Origin of the sequence: Bacillus ectoiniformans (assembly GCF_016908875.1) — a bacterium.
In the GTDB taxonomy this organism is placed as follows: Bacteria; Bacillota; Bacilli; order Bacillales; family Domibacillaceae; genus Bacillus_BX; species Bacillus_BX ectoiniformans.
Genome location: NZ_JAFBES010000002.1, coordinates 313,598 through 337,523, shown reverse-complemented (window position 1 = coordinate 337,523; position 23,926 = coordinate 313,598). Strand labels below are relative to the sequence as shown.

The following is a 23,926-nucleotide window of genomic DNA, read 5'->3' as shown; positions in this document are numbered from 1 at the left end:
CCATGAGGGAGGAACCTTTGAACAAACTTCAGATAAACGGTAAAATAGAGAGAACCAATAGAATTCACCATACATAAAAGGGGAAACCGCTATGAAAAAGAAAAAACAGAATTCATCAAAAAGACAGCAGCCAAACCAGGAGAAGACGGAATCATTAACATTGAAAGATGCGTTAAACGCAAGTGTGCTCGAGAAGCTGAAATTGACGCAGCAAGAGCTGAAATCACAGGAAGATCAAGCGAAGGCGGAAGAAGAAGCAAGAAAGAAAGAAGAGCGCAGACTGCGTGAGAAGAATAAAAGCTTTGAAGAATTATTAAATGAAAGCAATACAGACTGGAGAAAGTTTAAATAAATAACAGGCTGCTAGGGCAGCCTGTTATTTATTTAGCGATGATCAGCATAGCGATTCGCTTTCGTTAATTCTTGAATAAGCTGGAATTCCTCATCAGACAATGGATGTTCTTTTACTGCACGAATATTCTCTTTAACCTGTTCGACAGAGCTGGCACCTGCGACAACGGCAGCAACAGATGGATGGTGCAAATTATAGCGGAAAGCCAATCCGTTCATCGAGCGGTTATCCGAGAGACGGGCCTCAATGCTCGCTAGAAGTTCTTCCAATTCAGCTGCATTGTAATTCAGAAACCCTTTCTCTTTCACTTTTTCCATTTTGTCACGCCAATGTGGGGTTAACAATCCTTTAGACACTGGACCGCGTGTGACGGCGCTGATGCCATGCTTTTCAAGGAGAGGCAGAACCTCTTCTTCCGGACGGCGATCCAGTAAGCTGTATTGGATCATCACACTGTCAATAGAGGACTGGCTGGCAAATGTACGGATGACATTCGGACGGATGGAGGAAATGCCATACGCACGAATCAATCCTTCCGACTTTAGCTCTTCAAATGCCTCAATCGTTTCTGGAATCGGATCTTCTATTGTCCCGCCGTGGAGCTGATAGAGATCAATATGATTCAGCTGCAGACGCCTTAAACTATTCTTCACCGCTTCCTTTATGTACTTCTTCGATGGATCCCACGTCCAGCCGTCTTTCGCCTCATTCGGGCGGTTGCCTACTTTCGTCGCGATGATCACGTCTTGGCGGACAGGCTGAAGTGCTTTTCCTACGATTTCTTCATTTATCCCGAAATCATACAAATCTGCTGTATCAAAGTATGTGATTCCTTCTTCTAATGCCGCCTCTATAATAGCGCGCGCTTTCTTTTCATCTGTACCAAGCGACATACAGCCAAGTCCTAGTTCACTAATAGACAGACCGGATGTTCCTAGATTATTTTTCTTCAAAACGACACGTCCTTTCTTTCAACTCTACCGTATTACGGATTTTTTTATATCATATCCAATGACTAGTCACTTCTCAAATGGTATACCCTGATTCTTGAAACAATCACGCCTGTGTTAAACTAAAAAAGAAAAAGCATGGAGGAGAGATCAGCATGAGTAAATTTGAGGAAAAAACCATTCAGTCAGAACAAATATTTAAAGGCCGGATTATATCGCTCCAAGTAGATGAGGTAGAGATGCCAGACGGGAAGCATTCTAAGCGGGAAATTGTCAAGCATCCGGGCGCTGTGGCTGTTCTGGCCTTGACAGAGGAAGGAAAAATCATTTTGGTAGAACAGTACCGAAAAGCACTGGAGCGGACATTAATTGAAATTCCTGCCGGCAAGCTTGAGCCAGGAGAAGAAGCCGAGACCTGCGCCCGCCGGGAATTAGAAGAGGAAACCGGTTATCAATGCGGACGCATGGAACTCTTACAGTCTTTTTATACTTCACCGGGGTTTGCGGATGAATTGGTTCACCTATACATAGCAGAAGATTTAACTCGTATCGAAGATGGACTTTCGCTTGATGAGGATGAGTTCGTCGAGCTGATGGAGGTAACGCTAGAAGAAGCGGAACAGCTGCTGAAAGAAGATCGAATCTATGATGCGAAAACCGCCTATGCCATTCAATATTTACAGCTGAAACAAGCGTTAGAAAGAAGAGAATAGAAAAAACAGTAACATATACTCATACCAATGACGCCATCGCATATTTCTCCCTCTTGTTGCATACAGTGAAGTAATTGCTGAAGGGGGAGCTTATATGCGGAAAAAGTTATCGTCTATTCTAATCGGCCAGCATTTACAAGCGAATGCTTCCATTTATTTATTTGTGATGGTGCTGTTCTTTATGGGGGTCGTATTTGGCGCGATCGTTGTCAACAGCCTGTCACTGACACAAAAAGAGGATTTAGCTTATTATTTACAGCAATTTTTTGGACAAGTATCCACCGGCCAGATCGCCGACTCTGAAGATCTATTTCAGCAAAGCTTTATTCACAATCTTAAATATTTAGGCTGTATGTGGCTGTTTGGCATATCTATTATTGGCATGCCGCTCATCTTTATCTTTTTGTTTATGAAGGGCATTGTCGTTGGGTTTTCTGTGGGATTTCTCGTTCAGCAAATGAGCTGGCAAGGGTTTTTCTTAGCAGTTGCTACCGTGCTGCCGCAAAACCTAATCATTATTCCGACATTTATTTTTATTGCCTCGGTATCTGCTGCGTTCTCGATGCAGCTGATTAAAAAGATTTTTATGAAGCAGACTGTACCGTTTCATATCGGCCCTTATTTCATGCGCTACGTATTATTCTTCTTAATCGCAGCAGGAGGGGCGGCTGCGGCGGCTGGGATTGAAGCATACGTCTCTCCTGTCTTGATGAAAATGGTTATTCAATAATAATCATTATAAAGTCTACTTTGTAATTATTTTATTTTGTTTCTTTCTCCCATTTTGTTATAATAGATCACACATGGGCGAAGGAGGGACATTATATGGAAAGCCGTATTGAGCGTATAAAAAAACAATTACATTCTGCTAGCTACAAATTAACGCCGCAGCGTGAAGCGACGGTTCGGGTTCTTCTTGAACATGAAGAGGACCACTTAAGCGCTGAAGACGTTTACCTCCTCGTTAAAGAAAAATCACCTGAAATAGGCTTGGCAACCGTTTATCGGACATTGGAATTGCTGAATGAATTGAAGGTCGTTGATAAAATAAATTTTGGAGATGGTGTTTCCAGATACGATCTGCGTCAAGAAGGAGCAGCTCACTTTCACCACCATTTGGTATGCATTGAATGCGGAGCGGTCGACGAAATTCAAGATGATTTACTTGAAGATGTTGAAGCCATTGTTGAACGGGACTGGAAATTTAAAATTAAAGATCACCGTTTAACCTTTCATGGTATTTGCTGGCGCTGCCAGGAAAAAACGGAGCAGGAAGAGCAAGAAAAACAGCACGCAAAATAAAAAGGGTGACTTACATATGAAGTGTCAAAATCCCCGCATTCTAAAGGCCGATGTATACAATGGACTTTTCCTCCTTTATACATAACTTCGAAGCGGGCGGCACCATATGAGTCACTCTTTTTACATATTCAAAAAACCGTTTGTTCTAAATTTCTTCGCTTCCTTCATAGCTTGTAATAGATGAAGGAAATAGGAGGAAATAAAGTGAATCAATATAAAAAGACAATTGGGCAAATGGCGAAGATATTCTTTCTGTTTACTAGTTTCACAGTGCTGTTTTACAGCGGCATTCTGTGGGTTCAGCATGAATACGAAAAAAAGCACCGGTATGATGAACCGGAGGGTGCGGCGGTGAAAGTAAACTTGACTTTTGAAGAGGAACGCACTCATCTGGAGCGGCTGCTGCTTTTTTACTTAGACGGGGAGTAATGAGATGTGAAAGATCAACTGCAGGATTTTATACATTATATGATAGTGGAAAAAAATTTAGCTAAAAATACAATTGCTGCTTACGAAAGAGATTTAAAGCACTACTTGCTCTTTTTAGAAAAGGTAGAGCAGCTCTCATCGCTTAATCAAGTAACACGCGCGCATATTATTCAATTTCTTGGTCACTTGAAAACAGAAGGGAAGTCTTCAAGAACGGTTGCCAGGCATATCGCTTCTTTAAGATCCTTTCATCAATTTTTGCTGAGGGAAAAAGCGGCAGATCAAGATCCATCGGTTCATATTGAAACCCCTCAAATGGAAAAAACACTTCCAAAAGTTTTAAACTTAACAGAAGTTGAAGCACTGCTTGCGTCTCCCGATCCAGCCACGCCATTTGGCAAGAGGGATCAAGCCATGCTTGAGCTGCTTTATGCAACAGGGATCCGCGTAAGTGAACTGACTTCATTAAATACAGGTGACGTTCATTTGTCTATGGGGTTTGTCCGCTGCACCGGAAAAGGCAATAAAGAGCGGATCATTCCAATTGGACAAACTGCCATTCGCATACTTGAGGCATACTTGCAAGACGGGCGGCCAAGCCTGCATTCCAAAAAGAAAGCAGAGGATGCACTTTTTCTTAATCATCACGGGAATCGATTAACGAGGCAGGGGTTTTGGAAAATCTTAAAAAAGCTGGCTCAAAAATCGAATATCCAAAAAGACTTAACCCCGCATACGTTGCGCCATTCATTTGCCACGCATTTGCTTGAAAATGGGGCGGATCTCCGGGCTGTACAGGAAATGCTTGGACATGCAGATATATCCACTACACAAATTTATACGCACGTAACTAAAACACGATTAAAGGATGTCTACTCAAAATTTCATCCAAGAGCCTAACAATCAGCCGCTTTCATTCACAGGCAGATCATTACGTAATGAAAGCGGTTTAAGCTTGTCATGGAGTTCATGAATCAAGTAAAATAAAACTATAGTCTTAGATGTCAGACTTCCGACAAATTTCTATCCATACTTACTGGTTATACGAACGGGCAAAAGGGTAACATGACAATAGAAGATTGAAGGAAGAAAGCTTAAGGAGGAATCAACCACATGACCGCATTTCCATTTAAACGCATTCATCTTCTTGTAATGGATTCAGTTGGAATAGGTGAAGCGCCAGATGCAGAACGATTTGGTGACAAGGGTTCAGATACATTGGGGCATATCGCAAAACATATGAATGGGTTAAATATGCCAAATCTAGGTAAGCTGGGTTTATCGAATATTCGTGCAATTCAAGGAATTGAGACAGCAGACCAGCCGCTTGCTTATTATACGAAGATGGAAGAAGCTTCTAATGGCAAAGATACAATGACAGGCCACTGGGAGATCATGGGGCTTCATATAGAAACGCCTTTTCAAGTATTTCCTGACGGATTTCCGGATGAATTAATCAGCGAGCTTGAAGAGAAAACGGGAAGAAAGATCATAGGAAACAAGCCAGCCAGCGGAACAGAGATATTAGATGAGCTGGGCAAAGAACATATGGAAACCGGAGCATTAATTGTTTATACTTCTGCAGACTCCGTGCTGCAAATTGCTGCTCATGAAGAGGTTGTTCCAATAAAAGAGCTATATGAAATATGCGAAACAGCAAGAGCCATGACCATGAATGATCAATATATGATCGGACGTATTATCGCCCGCCCATTTGTAGGCGAACCAGGCAATTTCAAACGAACGTCTAACCGTCATGATTATGCTCTAAAGCCATTTGAGCGCACAGTGATGAATGAATTGAAAGATGGCGGATTGGATGTCATCGCCATCGGAAAAATTTCGGATATTTACGATGGAGAAGGAGTCACCGAAGCGATTCGGACGACTTCCAATATGGACGGGATGGATCAGTTCAGCCGAGTGTTCGATCAGGAATTTACAGGACTAAGTTTCGTCAACTTAGTTGATTTCGATGCGCTGTTTGGCCATCGCAGAGATCCGGAGGGCTACGGGAAGGCACTGGAAGAATTTGATGCTCGTTTGCCGGAAGTGCTGGATAAGATGAAAGAAGACGACCTGTTAATCATTACAGCTGATCACGGAAATGACCCTACTCATCATGGAACGGATCATACACGCGAATATGTGCCGCTGTTAGTGTACTCTAAGCGTTTCACGAAAGGAAAAGAGATGCCGATTCGCCAAACGTTTGCCGATATCGGAGCAACGATTGCTGAGAACTTCCAAGTGAATAGGCCTCTTCATGGCACAAGCTTTTTGGAAGAACTGAAAGAGGGAGAATAAAATGATGAACATAGAACAAATCGAACAAGCCGTCCAATATTTGAAATCAGCCTATAATAAAGATGTGAAGATCGGTTTAATACTAGGGTCAGGTCTAGGAGTGCTAGGCGATGAAATTGAAGAGGCAGTGAAAGTTCCTTATGGAGACATTCCCAATTTTCCAGTTTCAACTGTAGAAGGGCATGCTGGGCAGCTCGTTTTTGGAACCCTCTCCGGCAAAGAAGTTGTAGCGATGCAAGGCCGCTTTCATTACTATGAAGGGTATTCTTTTAATCAAGTAACCTTCCCGGTGCGCGTCATGAAAGAGCTGGGTGTTGAAACGATCATTGTCACAAATGCCGCAGGCGGCGTCAATGAAGATTTTGAGCCTGGGGATTTAATGATTATTAGCGATCACATTAACAATATGGGCGGCAATCCGCTGATCGGTCCGAATGATAACAGATTTGGCCCTCGTTTTCCTGATATGTCAGAAGCCTACAATAAAGAACTTCGTCAATTAGCAAAAACAACAGCTTCTAATATGAACCTTAAAGTGCAGGAAGGTGTCTACGTAGGCAACACAGGCCCTGTCTATGAAACACCTGCGGAAGTTCGCCTGGCAAGAGTGCTTGGCGGAGACGCAGTCGGTATGTCAACGGTTCCGGAAGTGATTGTGGCAAGGCACAGCGGGATGAAAGTCCTCGGCATCTCATGCATTTCCAATATGGCAGCAGGAATCCTGGATCAGCCGCTGGCACATGATGAAGTCATTGAAACAACAGAAAAAGTTCGGGAAAACTTTTTAGCCTATCTTAAAGAGATGATTAAATCTATATAAAAGCGGTGATATGAAATGAGAATGGTTGATTTAATTCAAAAGAAACGTGATGGTCATGAATTAACGACTGAAGAAATTAACTATATCGTACAGGGATATACAGACGGATCTGTACCGGATTATCAAGTCAGTGCCTTTTTAATGGCGACCTACTTTCAAGGAATGTCGGAAAAAGAACGAGCCGATTTAACGATGGCTATGGTGGAGTCCGGGGATCAAATCGACTTGTCTGCAATCGAGGGAGTGAAAGTCGATAAACACTCTACAGGCGGAGTCGGTGATACGACCACGCTCGTTCTTGGCCCTCTTGTAGCAGCAGCGGGTGTTCCAGTCGCTAAAATGAGCGGGCGAGGACTCGGTCATACAGGCGGCACCATTGATAAGCTAGAGGCGATTGATGGCTTTCATGTAGAAATTACGAGTGAACAGTTCATAGACTTAGTAAATAAAAATAAAATTGCGGTGATTGGCCAAAGCGGAAATTTAACGCCGGCGGATAAGAAGCTGTATGCTCTTAGAGATGTTACTGCGACAGTGAACAGTATTCCGCTGATCGCAAGCTCTATTATGAGCAAGAAGATTGCTGCCGGTGCGGACGCCATTGTATTGGACGTTAAAACCGGGGCAGGAGCCTTTATGAAAACGCTAGAGGACTCCAGAGAATTAGCGGAAGCCATGGTTCGGATCGGGAATAATGTCGGCAGAAAAACAATGGCGGTCATTTCAGATATGAGTCAGCCGCTTGGGTTTGCAATTGGCAATGCTTTAGAAGTAAAAGAAGCGATTGACACGCTAAAAGGAGAAGGCCCTGAAGATTTAACAGAGCTTTGCCTCGTGCTTGGAAGCCAAATGGTATATGCAGCAGGCGGAGCAAGCAGCCTTGAAGAAGCCCGTGAGCATCTAGTAAAAGTGATTGAAAATGGAGAAGCATTGAAAAAGTTTAAAGTGTTTTTAGAAGCTCAAGGAGGAGACGGCTCACTTGTCGATGATCCTTCGAAGCTTCCTCAGGCAAAATATAAAATAGAACTTCCGGCGAAAGAAGATGGATATGTATCAGAGATTGTGGCTGATCATGTAGGAACGGCAGCCATGTGGCTGGGCGCTGGCCGGGCGACGAAAGAATCCGAGATTGATTTAGCGGTCGGTCTCATGTTAAATAAAAAGATTGGCGACGAAGTGAAAGCAGGAGATTCGCTTGTGACCATTTACAGCAATCAAGAAAGCATCGACCAAGTGAAAGAAGAGCTGTATAGAAGCATTTTGCTTTCAAAAGATAAAGTAGATGCTCCGCCGCTCGTCCATGAAGAAATAACAGAATAAGCAAAGAATCCAAAAGGCATTTGGCCAGAAGATGAAAACTCTTCTAGTCAAATGCTTTTTTCGTTGTATAAAAATAACGCAACTGGAAAAAATGGGTGGTAAACGTATGAATATTAAGAGTAATTGGAGGTCAATTAACCATGAGCCGTATAGCTTTGTTATTTATTAGCTGCCTGTTCGCCTGGAATACTGTTTCTATGCAAGCTTTTGCCAATGAACCAGCACCAACAAGTCCGATGGCAGAAAAAACGAAATCTGCCGTACTGATAGAAAGAGATACCGGAGCGGTCTTGTTTGATAAAAACAGCAAGAAGGAGCTCCCGCCTGCATCCATGACAAAAATTATGACCATGCTATTAATCATGGAAGCCATTGATCAGAAAAAAATTAGCTGGGATGAGAAAATTCGCGCCAGTGAATATGCTGCTTCAATGGGTGGATCCCAGGTGTTTTTGGAGCCTGGTGAGGAAATGACGGTGAAAGAAATGCTTCAAGGAATCGCGGTCGGCTCAGCTAATGATGCATCGGTTGCCATGGCTGAACGAATCGGAGGCAGTGAAGAACTATTTGTGAAAATGATGAATGACAAAGCGAAAGAGCTTGGATTAAAAAATACTCACTTCAAAAATGCCACAGGACTGCCGGTAGCTGGTCACTATAGTTCTGCTTATGATATGGCGCAAATGGCAAAGGAACTGCTAAAGCATAAAGAGATTACACAATTTACAGGCACATATGAAGCCTACTTGCGTGAAAATACGGAGAAGAAATTCTGGCTTGTGAACACGAATCGCTTAGTGAAATTCTATCCAGGAGTCGATGGGCTAAAAACAGGATTTACAAACGAAGCGAAATATTGTCTGACAGCTACAGCAAAGAAAGGGAATATGCGTGTCATTGCAGTCGTATTCGGGGCTCCTACCCCTAAAGAGAGAAATGCACAAGTGACCGAGCTTTTAGATTACGGATTCAATCAATACGAGACACACCTATTGTTAAACAAAGGCAAAATGGCTGGAAAAGTGCATGTCGATAAAGGTGAACAGAGTGAAGTCGCCGTAGAAACAGGAGATAATGTGTCCATTCTAACGAAAAAAGGGGAAAAGAGAGATCAATTTAAACAGAGCATTAAATTAAAAGAAACGATAGAGGCCCCTGTCGAAAAAGGAGACAGACTTGGTGATCTGGTGATTGAAAAAGACGGGAAAGTGCTCTCTAAAACGCCTCTCTTGGCAAAAGAAACGGTCGATCGTGCAAGCTGGTGGGATTTCTATAAAAAAGTGTTTCACTTATTTACGAAAACGGCCAATTAATCCTGCCGAAAAGGCACTTCTTTTAGCGAATTCCTTCTAGTTTTGTCAGGAAGGAAGGATTGAGAAAAACGAGGTCGAATAGCTTCTTATCAATATAAAAGGGGGCTTTGAATATGGGATTAACAGTGGAAATGGAAGTGGTGGATTCCATCCTGTGTCTCCGGCTTTCGGGAGAATTGGATCATCACACGGCAGAATCACTCCGCAAAGAGGCGAGCGAAGCAATTGAAAAAGAAGGAATCCTTCATATCGTGTTAAATTTAGGGGATTTAACTTTCATGGACAGCTCAGGACTTGGCGTTATTTTAGGCAGATACAAGCATATTAAACAAAAGGGCGGAGAAATGGTTGTTTGTGCGATCTCGCCAGCTGTTAATCGTTTGTTTGAAATGTCTGGGCTGTTTAAGATCGTCCGAATGGAAGACTCTGAAGAACAGGCAATAGAGAGATTGGGGGCGCCGCTATTATGAGAAATGAGATGAATGTACAATTTAGTGCCCTCAGTCAAAATGAATCCTTTGCAAGGGTGGCTGTCGCTTCATTTATCGCCCAGCTCGACCCGACGATGGATGAATTAACAGAGATTAAAACGGTTGTTTCAGAAGCGGTGACCAATGCGATTATTCACGGGTATGAGGGAAGACCTTCTGGAATGGTGTATATTTCAGTATTACTAGATGACGGGCTAGTGGATATCGTCATCCGTGATGAAGGAATTGGCATTTCGGATGTGCAAGAAGCGAGGCAGCCATTGTTTACAACAAAGCCTGAACTGGAACGATCAGGGATGGGTTTTACGATTATGGAAAACTTTATGGACGAGATTGATATCACATCACAGCATGGGACGGGCACCACGATTCGATTAAAAAAGCAGCTTGCCAATAAAAAAGCACTCTGCAATTAAGGGGCCGTGCCATGGATGTAGAAGTGAAAAAAGAAAAGTCAACCATATTGACAGATAGCCAGCTGAAAAAACTAATAAAAGAAAGTCAGGAAGGCAGCCAAGAAGCCAGGGAAACGATTGTAGAGCGGAACATGCGGCTTGTCTGGTCTGTGGTTCAGCGGTTTCTTAATCGCGGCTATGACCCAGATGATCTATTCCAAATTGGCTGTATCGGATTGCTGAAATCAGTAGATAAATTTGATTTAAGCTATGACGTGAAATTTTCCACGTATGCCGTACCAATGATTATTGGAGAAATCCAGCGGTTTATTAGAGATGATGGCACAGTGAAAGTCAGCCGGTCATTGAAAGAAACAGGCAATAAAATTCGTCGGGCAAGAGAAGAATTATTAAAAACGTACGGACGGACGCCAACGATTCAAGAAATTGCCGAACACTTAGAGATCTCCCCCGAGGAAGTCGTCATGGCTCAGGAGGCATCGAGATCGCCTTCCTCCATTCATGAAACCGTTTATGAAAATGACGGAGACCCGATCACTTTGCTTGATCAAATGGCGGATAAAAACAGTCAAGCCTGGTTTGACCAGTTTGCCCTGAAAGAAGCGATTCGGGTGCTTGATGAACGAGAGCGGCTGATTGTTTATTTAAGGTACTACAAAGATCAAACCCAGTCTGAAGTAGCAAAGAGGCTCGGCATCTCTCAAGTCCAGGTCTCGAGGCTCGAGAAAAAGATATTATTGCAAATGAAAGAACAGATGAAGCAAAGCTAATCCTTAGTTCATATCAGCTTACCCTAGAAACTCGTCAGGTGACGGGTTTTTTTTATTGTTCTAGCTTAAGAATGAAATAAATCCTTTTGCTCATACTACTTGATAACAACCATTATCAAATAGGGTGGGAAAAGCAATGGGTGCTTCCATTTATATCAGGCTCAGCCACCGGGTGCAGCTGGGCGCAAATGATCAGGTGAGGCTGAAAGAGATCGCCCAAATCATTGCCCCGGAAGATATTCTGCCTGAGCTTATGTACACGGAAATATATACGATTAAGCCATCCGACGGACAGCTTGTGATTATTGATGCCATGACTGTGATCGATAAGCTGATGCAGAAGTGGCCGCACTCTGATCTTCAAATGGTAGGTCCTTCACAAACCATCGTTTATGCTTCTGTTGCGAAAAAGCCGGGATCGATCATTCTCTTTCTTTTTGTATGGTTTTTATTGTTTATGGGAGCGGCCTTAACGATCATGAATTTTCATGAAGATGTCAGCATGAGAGAAGTGCATATCAAGCTATATGAAATCGTCACAGGAGAAAAAACAGACTACCCGCTTATTTTTCAAATTCCGTATTCGATCGGCCTTGGAGCTGGAATGGTTTTATTTTTTAATCACTTATTTAAAAAGAGATTTAATGAAGAACCAAGCCCGCTAGAAGTCGAGATGTTTAATTATCAGCAGGATTTGGACCAGTATGCCATCATCAATGAAAACAAGACAAATAGGCAGTGCAATGGCTATCGTCCATAATGTATGGCTCGCTGTATCTGGGCTCGCTGGTGGATTGGCTGTCGGGGCAGGGTTTGTAGCGTTTATTACGGTGCTTGGTTTACTTCCAAGGCTGATGCAGCTGACGAAAACCAATCATATGATTCGCTGGTACGAGTGGGCAGTCATTACCGGCGTATTAACGGGTACGTTTTTTAGTTTATTCACAGTTACTTTTTCTGCTCATTCGTCCATTCTCATACCTGCAGGGTTTGCGAGCGGAATGTTTATTGGAATGCTGGCTGCGGCATTGACGGAAGTTCTTAATGTGTTTCCGATTTTAGCTAAGAGAATCGGAGTACACGGGAGAATTATCGCATTAATGATGGCCATTGCCCTTGGGAAAGTAGCGGGGTCGTTGTTCCATTGGCTTTACTTTGTTTATAAATAAGCGGATTGAAAAGACAGCAGGGAGGTAAGAATCATGAACGAGACACATCAGCTGATTCCGAAAGATCCTATAAAGCTGGATCAAATTTTGGAAGAGAAAGCGGGCCTTAAGAAAAGCTTTGATGTTGGGGTTCGTCAATTTAACATTCTTGATAAAAAGGTGCATGTATATTATGTAAACGGGCTTTGTGATACATCCTACATCATTGAAATTCTCATTGAGTTAACTCAAATTAATGATCATGAAAAAAGAAGAGTACATTTAGGTGAAGTCGTCAAAAACCGTCTAGTCAACCAGTCGGTAGAAGAAAGCAAGGAAGTAGATGTATTAATTGATCAAGTCCTTTCCGGATTGATCGCTGTAGTCGTTGAAGGAGAAGAGAAAGCATTTATTATCGATGTGAGGAGCTATCCTGGGCGCAATCCTGAAGAACCAGATACGGAAAAGGTGGTTCGGGGATCACGAGACGGCTACGTTGAAAATATTATCGTCAATACCGCACTCACAAGAAGAAGGATTCGTGACGGCCGCCTGCGGTTTGAAATGAACAAAGTAGGAGAGAGGTCCAAAACGGATGTAGCCATTGCCTATATCGAAGGGCTTGCTGACCCGGACCTAATCGACATTGTCAGAAAAGAGTTGCAAAATATTTGTATCGATGGAATTCCTATGGGGGATAAAACCATTGAAGAATTTTTAGTCAAACAAGGGTATAATCCGTTTCCAGTCGTCCGCTACACAGAAAGGGCAGATATTGGGTCTGTTCATCTCTTAGAAGGCCATGTGCTCTTATTTGTTGATACTTCGCCGAGTGTCATTATCTTGCCAGCTACTTACTTCCACCATATGCAGCATGCGGAAGAATACAGACAGTCGCCGGCAGTAGGCACATTTATCCGCTGGCTGCGTTTTGCAGGGTTAATTGCCTCCATCTTTCTGTTGCCGCTATGGCTGCTGTTTGCACTCGAGCCGACCATGCTGCCGGAAAGCCTGAAATTTATCGGACCTAACGAGAAAACAAATATTCCGATTGTCGCTCAATTATTTATAGCTGATATTGGCATTGAATTCTTGAGGATTGCGGCCATTCATACGCCGACCCCGCTGTCGACAGCCATGGGGTTGATCGCTGCTGTATTGATTGGACAAATTGCCATCGATGTAGGTTTATTCGTCGCAGAAGTCATTTTATATGTGGCGATTGCATCAATAGGAACATTCGCTACGCCGAGCTATGAACTGAGCATTGCCAATAAATTATCGCGGATGGTCTTATTAGTTGCGGTTGCTTTATTTAAAGTCCCTGGACTTGTGGTGGCTGCTACTGTCATAATTATCTATTTAGCAGGCATGAGAGCTTTAAATACGCCTTATTTATGGCCGCTCTTGCCATTTGACCCAAAAGCTTTTTGGCAAATATTTGTGAGAAAATCCATTCCTGCTTCTAAATTCAGGCCAAGTATTGTGAAGCCGGGGGATCGTATTAGACAGCCTATAAACGAATAACCATATTGAGACGTGTGAAAATGTATGTTATATTACTTTTAATCTAATGTTGTCAGCCTAGAGACAGTATGTGAACACACTGCTGTCTATTTTTCCGATTAAATGATTATTTATTGGTCCTGGGCGATATTTTAAGAATAGAGGCGATTGGATGCATACATATGGAACGGCTGGTGTGAATGAGCAAGGACATTTAGAAATTGGAGGGGTGGATGTCATTGAATTGACGAAGCAATATGGCACCCCTCTTTATGTTTATGATGTGGCTTTAATACGGCAGAGAGCAAGAGGATTTAAGAAAACGTTTGAAGATCTTGGCGTGACAGCCCAAGTGGCTTATGCGAGCAAAGCTTTTTCTGCTGTCGGCATGATGCAATTGGCCGATCAGGAAGGCTTGTCTTTAGATGTGGTATCTGGCGGAGAGCTTTATACGGCGGAAAGAGCAGGATTTCCTGTAGACCGCATACATTTTCATGGCAATAACAAAAGCAGAGAAGAATTAGAAATGGCAGTAAACAGCAAAATTGGCTGTGTAGTCGTGGATAATTTCTATGAATTGGATATGCTTGAATCTATTTGTCAAGAAAAACAGCAAACCATGAAAATACTACTTCGCGTAACGCCGGGGATTGAGGCCCATACGCATGATTATATTCTAACGGGCCAGGAAGATTCTAAATTTGGGTTCGACTTAAATAACGGCCAGGCAGAAGAAGCCCTTAAAATCGCAATGGCTAAGCCGAATTTACATTTACTAGGATTACATTGTCATATTGGCTCGCAAATTTTCGAAACGACCGGCTTTAAATTAGCTGCAGAAAAAATTATCGGAAAGCTTGCTGACTGGAAAGACAGATTGAGCTTTGAATCAGAAGTATTGAATCTAGGCGGCGGTTTTGGCATTCGTTATACAGAAGAAGATGACCCTCTAGAACCATCTCAATATGTAGACGAAATCATTCAAGTGGTGCAAATGAAAACGAAAGAATGTTCAATGAAAATGCCTCAAATTTGGATTGAGCCGGGACGTTCTCTTGTCGGGGATGCAGGGGTGACTTTGTACAAAATCGGTTCAGTCAAGAATGTGCCGAATGTAAGGAAATATATTGCGATTGACGGGGGAATGAGTGATAATATCCGTCCCGCTTTATATGAAGCGAAATATGAGGCAGTACTCGCGAATCGGGTAAATGATCCAATTGAAGAGACAGTGTCGATTGCCGGAAAATGCTGCGAATCAGGCGATATGCTGATTTGGGATCTTCCGCTTCCGAAGTCTTCTCATGATGATGTCTTAGCTGTTTTCTGCACAGGTGCCTATGGCTATGCCATGGCGAATAATTATAATCGCATTCCGCGTCCTCCGGTTGTATTTGTTGAGAACGGAGAGGCTGAACTTGTCATTAAACGAGAAAGCTATGAAGATCTAGTAAAGCTTGATTTGCCCTTATCTATTATTAAGAATTCGTAACAGAGCCAAGACATTTGAGGTGTTTGGATGAATAGAAATAATCTATCATTGTTTTTAATAATGCTTGTTTTAGCCGTGGCATGGGGACTTTTCTACTGGTTCATAATTGTGAAATAAGTGAAAGTTGATTAATTTTCACAATTTTAGTAACATAAGAAATGGAAAATATACAATCGGTATTTACTATTATTGAAAAAGTGTGACTGTCACACAATGTTGAAGAGGGTTGTAACATGCTTATTCGTTATAAAAAATCTTTTGAAAAAATAGCAATGGGTTTGCTGTCGTTTATGCCAAGTGAAAAGGACATTAAACAGCTGCAGCAAACGATGAAGTCTTATGAAACAGAAGATCGCTGGCAGCTGTATTTGTGGAAAGATGAAGACATCATCGGAGCTGTAGGTGTCTACATGAATGAAGATACTGTGGAAATTCAGCATATTTCTGTGAATCCATCTTACCGTCAAGAAGGCATTGGCAAAAAGATGATCAAGGAACTAAAAGACCTTCATAAAGATAAGCAAGTAATTCCTAACGCATCTACATCTAATTTCTTTCATAAGTGCGAAGAAGACTCGGAGTAAAACTCCGAGTCTTCTTTTCCAATTTTATAAGAAGGAAGCCCTTGCCGATGCTAGCGGTTTTGCAAGGCGTCCCTTTTTTCAATTCTTAATTGCAGTGCGGCTTCTCTTGCAGTAATCACGTCACTGCGGTCTCTCAGCACATGTTTATTTAAAAGAAATTCTTGCTTATGAGTAACCAGCCCAGGCAGGCAGTTGTGTAAAAAGTGAGTGTATTGTTCAACTACTTGCTGATCGCTAAACGGAATAGAGAAAGCGTCAAAGACTTCGTCGCTATCAGCAGATAAGACGGATTTGGAAAGACGGCTGATAAAAAGATCTTTATCAATTCCGAGGGCTTCAAGTTCAGCTTCCCGCTCTTTCAAGATGCTTAGTGCTTTCTTGCCCATCTTTACGGCGCCGATGACATTGCCGCGGCGGTAATGGTATAAAGAAACGGCGGTTTGGATTAAACCAACCCAAACAGAATCCCTTGTTTGATCCGTTTTTTCCTTCCAATATTCCTCCAGCACTTCGTGACATTCAAAATAATCTTGATCTTGATGAAAGTGGACCAAAAAAGTCAAATAAGCCAGTGGATAAGAATACATGTACGTCCTCCTAAGGTTAAATTGCCTTATATTTATCATAACATGCCCGAATAAGCAGATTCAAATTCGAAATTATAGTTGGATAGACGAGCGGAATCTACTATACTAAACATTGAGCTTTTTTAGAACGAAAAAAGAATTGGTGATGACCTATGGAATATAAAGTGAAAGTTGATGCGTTTGAAGGGCCATTGGATTTGCTTTTGCATTTGATTCAAAGGCTTGAAATTGATATATATGATATTCCAATGGCGGACATCACAGAGCAATACTTATTGTTTATTCATACAATGAAAGAATTGGAACTGGATGTGGCCAGCGAATATTTAGTAATGGCCGCGACGCTGCTCGCGATTAAAAGCAAAACGCTCCTGCCGAATCATGAAGAGGAGCCAGAGGATGACGACTGGTTAGAAGAAGAAGATCCCCGGGATGAACTGGTTGAACGGCTTGTGGAGTATAAAAAGTATAAAGAAGCGGCCGAAGAGCTGAAGAAGAAAGAAGAAGACCGCGGGAAGCTTTATACGAAAGCGCCAAGTGATATGACATCTATGGAACTGGATACGAAGAGCCCGTCGGAATTAAGTGTGACAGTATATGATATGCTCGGAGCTTTCCAAAAGCTTCTGAGAAGAAAGAAAATTCAGCGCCCTATTTCAGCTAGAGTGACAAGACAAGAGATTCCGATAGAGACGCGAATGGGCGAAATTCTGCATATGCTTGTACAGAATTCAAAGCCTACGAGGTTTTTTGATTTATTCCCATACGATGACCGCGAGCATATCGTTGTCAGTTTCTTAGCGGTATTGGAATTAATGAAGCGAGATAAGATTGCAGTAGAACAGCAAGAGAATTTTTCAGATTTATTTGTTGCAGCGAAGAGAGGTGCCGCGGAATGAGCGTTCAATATATGAGCATTACAGAAAGTTTGCTGTTTGCTGCCGGAGATGAAGGATTAACATTAAAGCAAATCGCCAGCGTGCTGAATATTGAAGAGTTTGAAGCAGAAGGATTGCTAAGTGAATTGAAAGAACGATATGAACAAGACGCGGAGCGGGGAATTTTATTAATTCAGCTGGCTGGAACCTATCAGCTCGCTACTAAAAAAGAGCATGCGGACTACATTAAAAAGCTAGTGGAAAACAACAGCTCTCAAACCCTGTCACAAGCCTCTTTAGAAACACTGGCGATCGTAGCCTATAAGCAGCCGATCACGAGGGCGGAAATAGAAGAGATCCGCGGAGTAAAAACGGAACGCCCGATTCAAACGCTATGTTCGAAAGCGCTGATTAAGGAAGTAGGCCGGGCAGAAGGAGCAGGACGTCCGATATTATACGGGACGACGAAGGAATTCCTTGACTGCTTTGGTTTAAAGGATATTGCTGAACTGCCGCCCCTTAACGAGTCAGAAGATCAATTCGCACAAGGAGAAGCTGATCTGTTTTTCGAACAGTTTGAAGAAGTGCTGAAAGATGAATAATATACCACGTTTGATTCTTCCTATATTAACCAGTCAAGAGATGCCCTGAATAAAGGCATCTCTTTTCGTATGGAAAAAATGATAATTCGTTGACCTTCTGGGACAATGTCCGTTACTAGGACGCGTTCATGCAGCCTTCATACAAATTCTTCTTCTACTTAGGCTTGTCTTGCATATATTTGTACAAATAAGCAAGGGAGAGAATGGGATGAAGAAAAATACGCTAGTTGCCGCCGTAATGGTATGGCTGTTCTTCTCTTTAACTGCACCCTCTGTCATGGCAGGCGGAGGTGTCAGTGCCAACAGCGCGGTCTTGATGGAGCAGCAAAGCGGCAGAGTATTGTTTGCTAAAGATCCGCACAAAAAAGCTCGGATCGCAAGCATCACAAAGATCATGACGGCAATCCTCGCCATTGAGTCGGACAAACTGAAGGAGAATGTGAAAGTGAGTCCCCGGGCAGTAGGGACAGAAGGGTCGTCACTCTATCTGAAAGAAGGTGAGAAGCTTCCGCTAGAAGATTTAGTCTATGGGCTCATGCTCCGGTCCGGCAATGATGCGGCGGTGGCTATTGCAGAACACGTCGGCGGAAGTAAAGAAGGCTTTGTGTATCTTATGAATGAGAAAGCGAAAGAGATTGGAATGAAGCACACGTATTTTGCCAATCCGCATGGTTTAGATGATCATGAAGAGCATCTGTCCACTGCTTATGACATGGCATTGCTTACTCAATATGCCATGAAGAATGAGACATATAGGAAAGTGGCCGGAACAAAGGTATATAGAGCACCAAACCCAGAAGAGAAATGGGACCGGATCTGGCACAATAAAAATCGCTTGCTGACAGAGAAATATGAGTACTGCACAGGCGGGAAAACAGGTTTTACAAAAAGAGCAAAGCGAACCCTAGTTACAACAGCGGCAAAGGGCGATATGGAGCTGATCGCTGTCACTTTAAACGCGCCGGATGATTGGAATGATCATATTTACATGTATGAGAGCAGCTTTAAAACCTATGATCCTATCATTCTTTTATCGGAAGGGTTTATTGATGCAGCTAAGGACCCCATCTACCGAAATAAGATTTATACGAAACGAGATTTATTCTACCCTTTAAAGAATAAAGAAGAAAAGGACGTATCGATTCGATTTAAGCTGATGAAACCGCAAAAGGGCTGGAAAGAGGGAGCTGTCCCCGATGTTGTCGGTGTAGCTGAAGCCTATTTAGGAAAAGAAAAGATCGATTCCACCCCTGTGTATTATAAACAGCCGCAAGAAAAAGAAGAGAAATCATTTTGGGACAAGTTGAAAGACGGGATCTTCTCATGATGGACGGCGGATATAGTGATGGTTAATTTAATATGGGTTGGTCTCACAGTCATTGGACTCGTCTTTGCCGGAGTTAACGGAACGATGAATCAAGTAAATGAAGCTTTGTTTAAATCCGCAGCAGAGGCTGTCACTATATGTATAGGGCTCATCAGTGTGCTGGTGTTTTGGCTCGGACTGATGAAGATAGCGGAAGAATCTGGTCTCCTTCACTACCTGTCCCGCTTATTTAAACCCATCATCGGAAGGCTGTTTCCGGAAGTGCCAGGCGATCATCCGGCTATGGGGTATATTCTGTCTAATATGATGGCGAACCTTTTTGGATTAGGCAATGCGGCAACGCCTTTAGGCATTAAAGCGATGGAGGAATTGAAAAAGCTAAATGGCGGCAAAAGCGAAGCGAGCCGTTCGATGATCACGTTCTTAGCGATCAATACTTCTAGTATCACCATCATTCCGACAACAGTCATTGCGATCCGGCTATCTTATGATTCGCAAGCTCCGACAGAAATTGTAGCTCCAACCTTGATGGCTACAGCTTGTTCATCATTAGCTGCGATTGCAATTGACCGGTACTTCTATTACCGGCGGAAACGAAACGGGGTGAAATAAATGGCGTGGATTACTTCAATCTCCATGTGGCTAATCCCGGCTATTATTATATTTGTCTTGTTATTCGGTACGTATAAAAAGGTGCCTGCCTACGAAACGTTTGTTGAAGGAGGAAAAGAAGGCATCCAAATTGCTGTATCCATCATTCCTTACCTTGTAGGAATGATGGTAGCGATCGGCATCTTTCGGGCATCAGGTGCTCTTGAAGGGTTAGTGGAATTTTTAAGACCGGTGCTCGAATTCATCGGACTGCCGCCAGAAGTATTCCCGCTTGTGCTGATCCGGCCGATTTCAGGAACTGCGGCACTCGGGATGACAAGTGATTTAATCGCTGCTCATGGACCCGATTCCTTTATCGGAAGACTCGCCTCTGTCATGCAGGGAAGCACGGATACAACCTTTTATGTTTTAACTGTGTACTTCGGCGCGGTCGGCATTAAGAAAATGGGCGATGCATTAAAGGTTGGCTTGCTTGCGGATCTTGCAGGGTTTATCGCGGCTTTAATGATCGTTGTTTGGCTGTATTCATGATGAAAGAGTGAGTGGGGTTAGATTGAGCCCGTTATAAATATATCCACATTTTAGTTTTCCTAAGTAATTTTATAGCTGAAAACCGAGGATCATTCCGTATAGACGGAATGATCTCTTTTTCTGGAGATTAGTTGAAACGGAAGGGGCGAGACTCCAGCGGGATCAGCGTGACAGGTGAGCTCCCGCAGGCGCTTTAGCGTTGAGGAGGCTCACCGCACGCCCCGCGGAAAGCGAAGCATCCTGAAGTGAAATCAACTAAGTAATTTTTCAGTTTCTTAATATAGCTTCGCTTCTATAAAAAAATTCTTGCCTAAAACATGTCAAAAAGTTCCTCTGCTTTTCTTATTTAGCCTGTTATGTAATAATGCAAAAGGGTACTTAACGAAAAATTAGAGGTGAATAATGAATGGAACGTTTGCAAAAAGTGATTGCACAAGCTGGCTTTGCGTCCAGGCGAAAAGCTGAACAGCTGATCATAGAAGGGAAAGTAACGGTAAATGGGAAGAAAGTCACAGAATTAGGGACGAAAGTTTCTGGTTCTGACAAAGTAGAAGTGGGCGGAATTCCTGTTGAACGTGAAAATAAGGTATATTATTTATTCTATAAACCGCGGGGGGTCATTTCAGCTGTGTCTGATGACAAAAACCGCAAAGTGGTAACAGACTATTTCCAATTTGTTGAGCAGAGAATCTTCCCTGTCGGACGCTTGGATTACGATACTTCCGGACTTTTGATCATGACCAATGACGGTGAATTTTCTAATCTATTGACTCATCCCAGATACGGAGTGGAAAAAACATATTTAGCGAGAATTAACGGGATCCCTGACCGTCAAATCCTAAAGAAACTCGCGACAGGTGTGAAGCTTGAAGATGGAATGACCGCACCGGCACGGGTGAAAGAAATATCGGCCGATAAGAAAAAACAGAGGGCGCTGATTGAAATTACCATTCATGAAGGACGCAACCGCCAAGTTCGACGCATGTTCGAAGCATTTGGTTTCCAAGTTCAAAAGCTAAGAAGAGAAAGATATGGTTTCTTGAATTTAAACGGCATGAACGCTGGTGATATCAGAGAGCTCTCAGCACATGAAGTGAAACAGCTCCGTACACTTGCCGAAACAGGTTCATTGCGCTAATACGAACTTAATAAGAACTGTCACATATCCTTCATAACCCAATTGTTATGAGGAAATTTCAAAATGATATAATGAAGATAGTTTTGATTTTTTTGTTAGCTGGGTTTATGTGAACAAATTAAATATCATCATTGAATAAGCCTCAAGGGGGTGGATGTATGAACAAAAAGAAAAAGAGAATGATCATGCGAACAGTGATCTTGACGATCTTGGCAGCGGCAGTAGGCTACACGCTGTATTCCAATTTGACGAAAGAATCAAGAGGCAGCCTGCAAGCGGGTGACGAGGCGCCTGATTTTGTCCTCACCGACTTGTCTGGCGAAAAGCATCAGCTGTCAGATTACAAAGGAAAAGGTGTGTTCTTGAACTTCTGGGGCACTTGGTGCGAACCTTGTAAAGAAGAAATGCCTCATATGGAAAAAATGTCTAAAGAGTACAAAGACAAAGGCGTCGAAGTGCTGACTGTCAATGTAGGCGAATCGGAATTCCAAGTGAATAAATTTAAAGAGCAGTACGGTCTGACATTTCCAATGACTATTGATAAAACAAAAGAAGTGCAGCAAGCCTATGGAGTCAATCCACTGCCGGCAACTTACATGATTAATGCGGATGGTGAAGTCGAGGAAATTATTATTGGCGGACTCGTGAAGGAAGAACAGGTCAGAGAGCTTTTTGAAAAGGTAAAACCATAATTATTAAGGAGTTTTAATATGGGGAAAGTAAAATGTGAATGCGGCCATGTCAATCCGCATGGAACAGTCTTGTGTGAATCCTGCGGACGGGCACTGACAGAAGGAGCGAAACAAGAATCGCTGCATGACATGCGCTATGAAGGCAGCGCCAGACGTTCACAAACATACAACAAATCCATCATTGATAAAATATGGAACTTTTTTTCTTCAGTAAAAGTCGGCATATGGCTGATTGTGCTGACGCTTGTCTCAGCATCCATCGGGACGATTTTGCCGCAAAAATTCTTTATTCCAAACAATATACCTCCGGAACAGTATTATGAAGATGTATATGGCACGTTCGGTAAATATTATTATATGCTCGGGTTCCATGATCTATATAATTCCGTATGGTTTATTGCATTAATCGCTGCGATTGGCGTATCGCTTGTCATATGCAGTTTAGACCGTGTGATTCCGCTGTATAGGGCCTTAAAAACCCAGCGAGTGGCAAGGCACGAAACGTTTTTAAAAAAGCAGCGCTTATTTACTAAACAGGAAATGGCTGTAACTGAAGCTGACATGGAGACATTGAAGAAGAATCTTCAAGCCAAAAGATACCGAGTCAGAGAAGAGGACGGGAGTATCCTGGCTGAAAAAGGCCGTTTTTCACGCTGGGGTCCTTATATTAACCATATTGGATTAATTATTTTCTTAATTGGCGCGATGCTTCGTTCAGTGAATGGTATGTATGTGGATGAACTGCTATGGATTCGTGAAGGTGAAACCAGACAAATTCCTGGAACAGAAGGACAGTATTACCTGAAAAATGAGAAGTTCATTATTGAAAATTATAGTAAAGAAGATTCGGAAGTCTTTGATGAAGCGCTTGAACGTAATGGCACTGTTGCCAAAAACTATCAGACAAACGCTGTTCTTTATGAGGATAAGAACCAAAAAGTCATTGGTCAAGACCCGGAACTGAAAAAAGTCAAAGATGAAGAAATCCGTGTAAATGAACCGCTGAAGTTTGATAACTATGCGATCTATCAAACTAGCTTCAGACAAGATGAAATGAAAGCGATGCAATTCGGGCTGACAGAAAAGAAAACGGGAAAAGAAGTTGGACAAGTGACCATCGATTTGTTTGAACAGGAAGATACATATGATGTAGGAGAGGGATACCAAATTAAGCTATTAGGCTATTATCCTGATTTTAGCGGTTTCTCTGACAGCGGAGAGCCGCAAACGAAATCTCCTGTGCCAAATAACCCTGCGTTCTTATTCAATATGGTCTCCCCTGAGCACCCGGAAGGCGAAGTGAGCTTTGTCGCTATTCGCCAAACCATTGAACCGCTTGGAGATACGGATTATAAAATGGAGTTTAAGAGTTTAGAAACACAAAATATTTCTGCCTTGACTGTTCGCAAAGATTTAACGCTTTGGATTCTTGGTATTGGCGGCATTATATTTATGATCGGTGTCATTCAAGGGTCTTATTGGAATCATCGCAGGATTTGGTTCCGAAAAATCAATGATGAGATCCATGTCGCAGCTCATACCAATAAAAACTGGCACGGGCTGAAACGTGAAATTACAACGGTCGTAGAAGGTACATCGATTCCGGAGCCTAAAGACCAGCAAAGTTAACAATCAAGGAGGGAACT

Annotated in this window: 28 protein-coding genes; 26 read left to right on the top strand and 2 right to left on the bottom strand. The window is 42.6% G+C overall.

Translation table 11 applies throughout. The annotated features are described in order from the left end of the window. The first annotated feature begins 91 nt into the window (after positions 1-91). Entirely contained in the window at positions 92-352 is a 261-nt protein-coding gene (locus tag JOC78_RS04910; RefSeq protein WP_204553365.1) for a YqkE family protein, read from the top strand. Positions 353-384: 32 nt separating this feature from the next. Here JOC78_RS04910 and JOC78_RS04905 read toward each other — a convergent pair whose 3' ends face one another. After that, entirely contained in the window at positions 385-1,305 is a 921-nt protein-coding gene (locus tag JOC78_RS04905; protein ID WP_204553364.1) for an aldo/keto reductase, read from the bottom strand. Positions 1,306-1,457: 152 nt separating this feature from the next. Between JOC78_RS04905 and JOC78_RS04900 the strand changes: the two genes are divergently transcribed. From JOC78_RS04900 to JOC78_RS04820, 17 genes are all read left to right on the top strand, one after another. Then, positions 1,458-2,015, top strand: a complete 558-nt coding sequence (locus JOC78_RS04900; protein WP_204553363.1) for an NUDIX hydrolase — start codon at positions 1,458-1,460, stop codon at positions 2,013-2,015. A gap of 94 nt (positions 2,016-2,109) precedes the next feature. Further along, on the top strand, positions 2,110-2,745 hold the full coding sequence (spoIIM, locus tag JOC78_RS04895; RefSeq protein ID WP_204553362.1) for a stage II sporulation protein M: 636 nt from the start codon (positions 2,110-2,112) through the stop codon (positions 2,743-2,745). Between the two features lie 95 nt (positions 2,746-2,840). Then, complete coding sequence (gene fur / locus JOC78_RS04890; protein ID WP_204553361.1) at positions 2,841-3,317, top strand: ferric iron uptake transcriptional regulator; 477 nt, start codon at positions 2,841-2,843, stop codon at positions 3,315-3,317. A 204-nt stretch (positions 3,318-3,521) separates the two neighbouring features. Next, positions 3,522-3,746, top strand: a complete 225-nt coding sequence (locus JOC78_RS04885) for a YqzK family protein (RefSeq protein WP_338023166.1) — start codon at positions 3,522-3,524, stop codon at positions 3,744-3,746. A gap of 6 nt (positions 3,747-3,752) precedes the next feature. Further along, the gene (xerD, locus tag JOC78_RS04880; protein WP_204553359.1) at positions 3,753-4,646 is read left to right on the top strand and encodes a site-specific tyrosine recombinase XerD; all 894 of its coding nucleotides are present in this window, start codon (positions 3,753-3,755) and stop codon (positions 4,644-4,646) included. A gap of 213 nt (positions 4,647-4,859) precedes the next feature. After that, on the top strand, positions 4,860-6,053 hold the full coding sequence (gene deoB / locus JOC78_RS04875; RefSeq protein ID WP_204553358.1) for a phosphopentomutase: 1,194 nt from the start codon (positions 4,860-4,862) through the stop codon (positions 6,051-6,053). Positions 6,054-6,057: 4 nt separating this feature from the next. Next, on the top strand, positions 6,058-6,873 hold the full coding sequence (locus JOC78_RS04870) for a purine-nucleoside phosphorylase (RefSeq protein WP_204553357.1): 816 nt from the start codon (positions 6,058-6,060) through the stop codon (positions 6,871-6,873). 15 nt (positions 6,874-6,888) lie between these two features. Further along, a complete protein-coding gene (locus tag JOC78_RS04865; protein WP_204553356.1) occupies positions 6,889-8,193 on the top strand; it encodes a pyrimidine-nucleoside phosphorylase in 1,305 nt (434 codons plus the stop codon). A gap of 140 nt (positions 8,194-8,333) precedes the next feature. After that, positions 8,334-9,506 carry a D-alanyl-D-alanine carboxypeptidase family protein gene (locus JOC78_RS04860; RefSeq protein WP_204553355.1) on the top strand — a complete coding sequence of 391 codons (1,173 nt, stop codon included), beginning with the start codon at positions 8,334-8,336 and terminating at the stop codon, positions 9,504-9,506. A gap of 113 nt (positions 9,507-9,619) precedes the next feature. Continuing rightward, positions 9,620-9,976, top strand: coding sequence for an anti-sigma F factor antagonist (spoIIAA, locus tag JOC78_RS04855; RefSeq protein ID WP_204553354.1), 357 nt, complete (start codon positions 9,620-9,622; stop codon positions 9,974-9,976). Beyond that, positions 9,973-10,413, top strand: a complete 441-nt coding sequence (spoIIAB, locus tag JOC78_RS04850) for an anti-sigma F factor (protein ID WP_204553353.1) — start codon at positions 9,973-9,975, stop codon at positions 10,411-10,413. The genes spoIIAA and spoIIAB overlap by 4 nt, the downstream gene beginning before the upstream one ends. An 11-nt stretch (positions 10,414-10,424) precedes the next feature. Next, positions 10,425-11,183 (top strand): RNA polymerase sporulation sigma factor SigF, encoded by a 759-nt coding sequence (gene sigF / locus JOC78_RS04845; protein WP_204553352.1) that lies wholly within the window; start codon positions 10,425-10,427, stop codon positions 11,181-11,183. Between the two features lie 136 nt (positions 11,184-11,319). After that, positions 11,320-11,943 carry a stage V sporulation protein AA gene (locus JOC78_RS04840; protein WP_204553351.1) on the top strand — a complete coding sequence of 208 codons (624 nt, stop codon included), beginning with the start codon at positions 11,320-11,322 and terminating at the stop codon, positions 11,941-11,943. Then, positions 11,927-12,352, top strand: a complete 426-nt coding sequence (locus JOC78_RS04835; RefSeq protein WP_204553453.1) for a stage V sporulation protein AB — start codon at positions 11,927-11,929, stop codon at positions 12,350-12,352. Before JOC78_RS04840 ends, JOC78_RS04835 begins: the two co-directional genes overlap by 17 nt. A gap of 33 nt (positions 12,353-12,385) precedes the next feature. Further along, on the top strand, positions 12,386-13,858 hold the full coding sequence (locus JOC78_RS04830) for a spore germination protein (RefSeq protein ID WP_204553350.1): 1,473 nt from the start codon (positions 12,386-12,388) through the stop codon (positions 13,856-13,858). A 151-nt stretch (positions 13,859-14,009) separates the two neighbouring features. Continuing rightward, positions 14,010-15,329, top strand: coding sequence for a diaminopimelate decarboxylase (lysA, locus tag JOC78_RS04825; RefSeq protein WP_204553349.1), 1,320 nt, complete (start codon positions 14,010-14,012; stop codon positions 15,327-15,329). Positions 15,330-15,562: 233 nt separating this feature from the next. Beyond that, complete coding sequence (locus JOC78_RS04820) at positions 15,563-15,913, top strand: GNAT family N-acetyltransferase (RefSeq protein ID WP_204553348.1); 351 nt, start codon at positions 15,563-15,565, stop codon at positions 15,911-15,913. Positions 15,914-15,963: 50 nt separating this feature from the next. Here the strand turns inward: JOC78_RS04820 and JOC78_RS04815 are convergent, their stop codons facing one another. Beyond that, on the bottom strand, positions 15,964-16,500 hold the full coding sequence (locus tag JOC78_RS04815; protein ID WP_204553347.1) for a DUF309 domain-containing protein: 537 nt from the start codon (positions 16,498-16,500) through the stop codon (positions 15,964-15,966). 152 nt (positions 16,501-16,652) lie between these two features. On the opposite strand from JOC78_RS04815, the gene JOC78_RS04810 reads away from it, so the two are divergent. From JOC78_RS04810 to resB, 8 genes are all read left to right on the top strand, one after another. Continuing rightward, positions 16,653-17,399 (top strand): segregation/condensation protein A, encoded by a 747-nt coding sequence (locus tag JOC78_RS04810; protein ID WP_204553346.1) that lies wholly within the window; start codon positions 16,653-16,655, stop codon positions 17,397-17,399. Then, the gene (gene scpB, locus JOC78_RS04805; protein WP_204553345.1) at positions 17,396-17,980 is read left to right on the top strand and encodes an SMC-Scp complex subunit ScpB; all 585 of its coding nucleotides are present in this window, start codon (positions 17,396-17,398) and stop codon (positions 17,978-17,980) included. The genes JOC78_RS04810 and scpB overlap by 4 nt, the downstream gene beginning before the upstream one ends. Before the next feature lie 208 nt (positions 17,981-18,188). Continuing rightward, complete coding sequence (locus JOC78_RS04800; protein WP_204553344.1) at positions 18,189-19,307, top strand: D-alanyl-D-alanine carboxypeptidase family protein; 1,119 nt, start codon at positions 18,189-18,191, stop codon at positions 19,305-19,307. Between the two features lie 18 nt (positions 19,308-19,325). Continuing rightward, on the top strand, positions 19,326-19,919 hold the full coding sequence (locus tag JOC78_RS04795; protein WP_204553343.1) for a nucleoside recognition domain-containing protein: 594 nt from the start codon (positions 19,326-19,328) through the stop codon (positions 19,917-19,919). Next, positions 19,920-20,450, top strand: a complete 531-nt coding sequence (locus JOC78_RS04790) for a spore maturation protein (protein WP_204553342.1) — start codon at positions 19,920-19,922, stop codon at positions 20,448-20,450. It abuts the gene before it with no gap. Between the two features lie 406 nt (positions 20,451-20,856). Then, positions 20,857-21,588: a pseudouridine synthase gene (locus JOC78_RS04785; protein ID WP_204553341.1), complete on the top strand. Its 732-nt coding sequence runs from the start codon at positions 20,857-20,859 to the stop codon at positions 21,586-21,588. A 158-nt stretch (positions 21,589-21,746) separates the two neighbouring features. Next, positions 21,747-22,280 carry a thiol-disulfide oxidoreductase ResA gene (gene resA / locus JOC78_RS04780; protein ID WP_204553340.1) on the top strand — a complete coding sequence of 178 codons (534 nt, stop codon included), beginning with the start codon at positions 21,747-21,749 and terminating at the stop codon, positions 22,278-22,280. A gap of 18 nt (positions 22,281-22,298) precedes the next feature. Beyond that, complete coding sequence (gene resB / locus JOC78_RS04775) at positions 22,299-23,909, top strand: cytochrome c biogenesis protein ResB (RefSeq protein ID WP_204553339.1); 1,611 nt, start codon at positions 22,299-22,301, stop codon at positions 23,907-23,909. The last annotated feature ends 17 nt before the right edge of the window (positions 23,910-23,926 follow it).

Coding starts and splice junctions, on each gene's coding strand:
- JOC78_RS04865 (WP_204553356.1), top strand. CDS start 6,889: ATGAGAATGGTTGATTTAATTCAAAAGAAACGTGATGGTCATGAATTA.
- JOC78_RS04860 (WP_204553355.1), top strand. CDS start 8,334: ATGAGCCGTATAGCTTTGTTATTTATTAGCTGCCTGTTCGCCTGGAAT.
- sigF (WP_204553352.1), top strand. CDS start 10,425: ATGGATGTAGAAGTGAAAAAAGAAAAGTCAACCATATTGACAGATAGC.
- JOC78_RS04810 (WP_204553346.1), top strand. CDS start 16,653: ATGGAATATAAAGTGAAAGTTGATGCGTTTGAAGGGCCATTGGATTTG.
- JOC78_RS04820 (WP_204553348.1), top strand. CDS start 15,563: ATGCTTATTCGTTATAAAAAATCTTTTGAAAAAATAGCAATGGGTTTG.
- JOC78_RS04840 (WP_204553351.1), top strand. CDS start 11,320: ATGGGTGCTTCCATTTATATCAGGCTCAGCCACCGGGTGCAGCTGGGC.
- JOC78_RS04785 (WP_204553341.1), top strand. CDS start 20,857: ATGGAACGTTTGCAAAAAGTGATTGCACAAGCTGGCTTTGCGTCCAGG.
- fur (WP_204553361.1), top strand. CDS start 2,841: ATGGAAAGCCGTATTGAGCGTATAAAAAAACAATTACATTCTGCTAGC.
- lysA (WP_204553349.1), top strand. CDS start 14,010: ATGCATACATATGGAACGGCTGGTGTGAATGAGCAAGGACATTTAGAA.
- scpB (WP_204553345.1), top strand. CDS start 17,396: ATGAGCGTTCAATATATGAGCATTACAGAAAGTTTGCTGTTTGCTGCC.
- spoIIAB (WP_204553353.1), top strand. CDS start 9,973: ATGAGAAATGAGATGAATGTACAATTTAGTGCCCTCAGTCAAAATGAA.
- spoIIM (WP_204553362.1), top strand. CDS start 2,110: ATGCGGAAAAAGTTATCGTCTATTCTAATCGGCCAGCATTTACAAGCG.
- resB (WP_204553339.1), top strand. CDS start 22,299: ATGGGGAAAGTAAAATGTGAATGCGGCCATGTCAATCCGCATGGAACA.
- JOC78_RS04910 (WP_204553365.1), top strand. CDS start 92: ATGAAAAAGAAAAAACAGAATTCATCAAAAAGACAGCAGCCAAACCAG.
- JOC78_RS04870 (WP_204553357.1), top strand. CDS start 6,058: ATGAACATAGAACAAATCGAACAAGCCGTCCAATATTTGAAATCAGCC.
- JOC78_RS04835 (WP_204553453.1), top strand. CDS start 11,927: ATGGCTATCGTCCATAATGTATGGCTCGCTGTATCTGGGCTCGCTGGT.
- JOC78_RS04800 (WP_204553344.1), top strand. CDS start 18,189: ATGAAGAAAAATACGCTAGTTGCCGCCGTAATGGTATGGCTGTTCTTC.
- JOC78_RS04900 (WP_204553363.1), top strand. CDS start 1,458: ATGAGTAAATTTGAGGAAAAAACCATTCAGTCAGAACAAATATTTAAA.
- JOC78_RS04795 (WP_204553343.1), top strand. CDS start 19,326: ATGGTTAATTTAATATGGGTTGGTCTCACAGTCATTGGACTCGTCTTT.
- JOC78_RS04815 (WP_204553347.1), bottom strand. CDS start 16,500: ATGTATTCTTATCCACTGGCTTATTTGACTTTTTTGGTCCACTTTCAT.
- deoB (WP_204553358.1), top strand. CDS start 4,860: ATGACCGCATTTCCATTTAAACGCATTCATCTTCTTGTAATGGATTCA.
- resA (WP_204553340.1), top strand. CDS start 21,747: ATGAACAAAAAGAAAAAGAGAATGATCATGCGAACAGTGATCTTGACG.
- JOC78_RS04830 (WP_204553350.1), top strand. CDS start 12,386: ATGAACGAGACACATCAGCTGATTCCGAAAGATCCTATAAAGCTGGAT.
- JOC78_RS04790 (WP_204553342.1), top strand. CDS start 19,920: ATGGCGTGGATTACTTCAATCTCCATGTGGCTAATCCCGGCTATTATT.
- spoIIAA (WP_204553354.1), top strand. CDS start 9,620: ATGGGATTAACAGTGGAAATGGAAGTGGTGGATTCCATCCTGTGTCTC.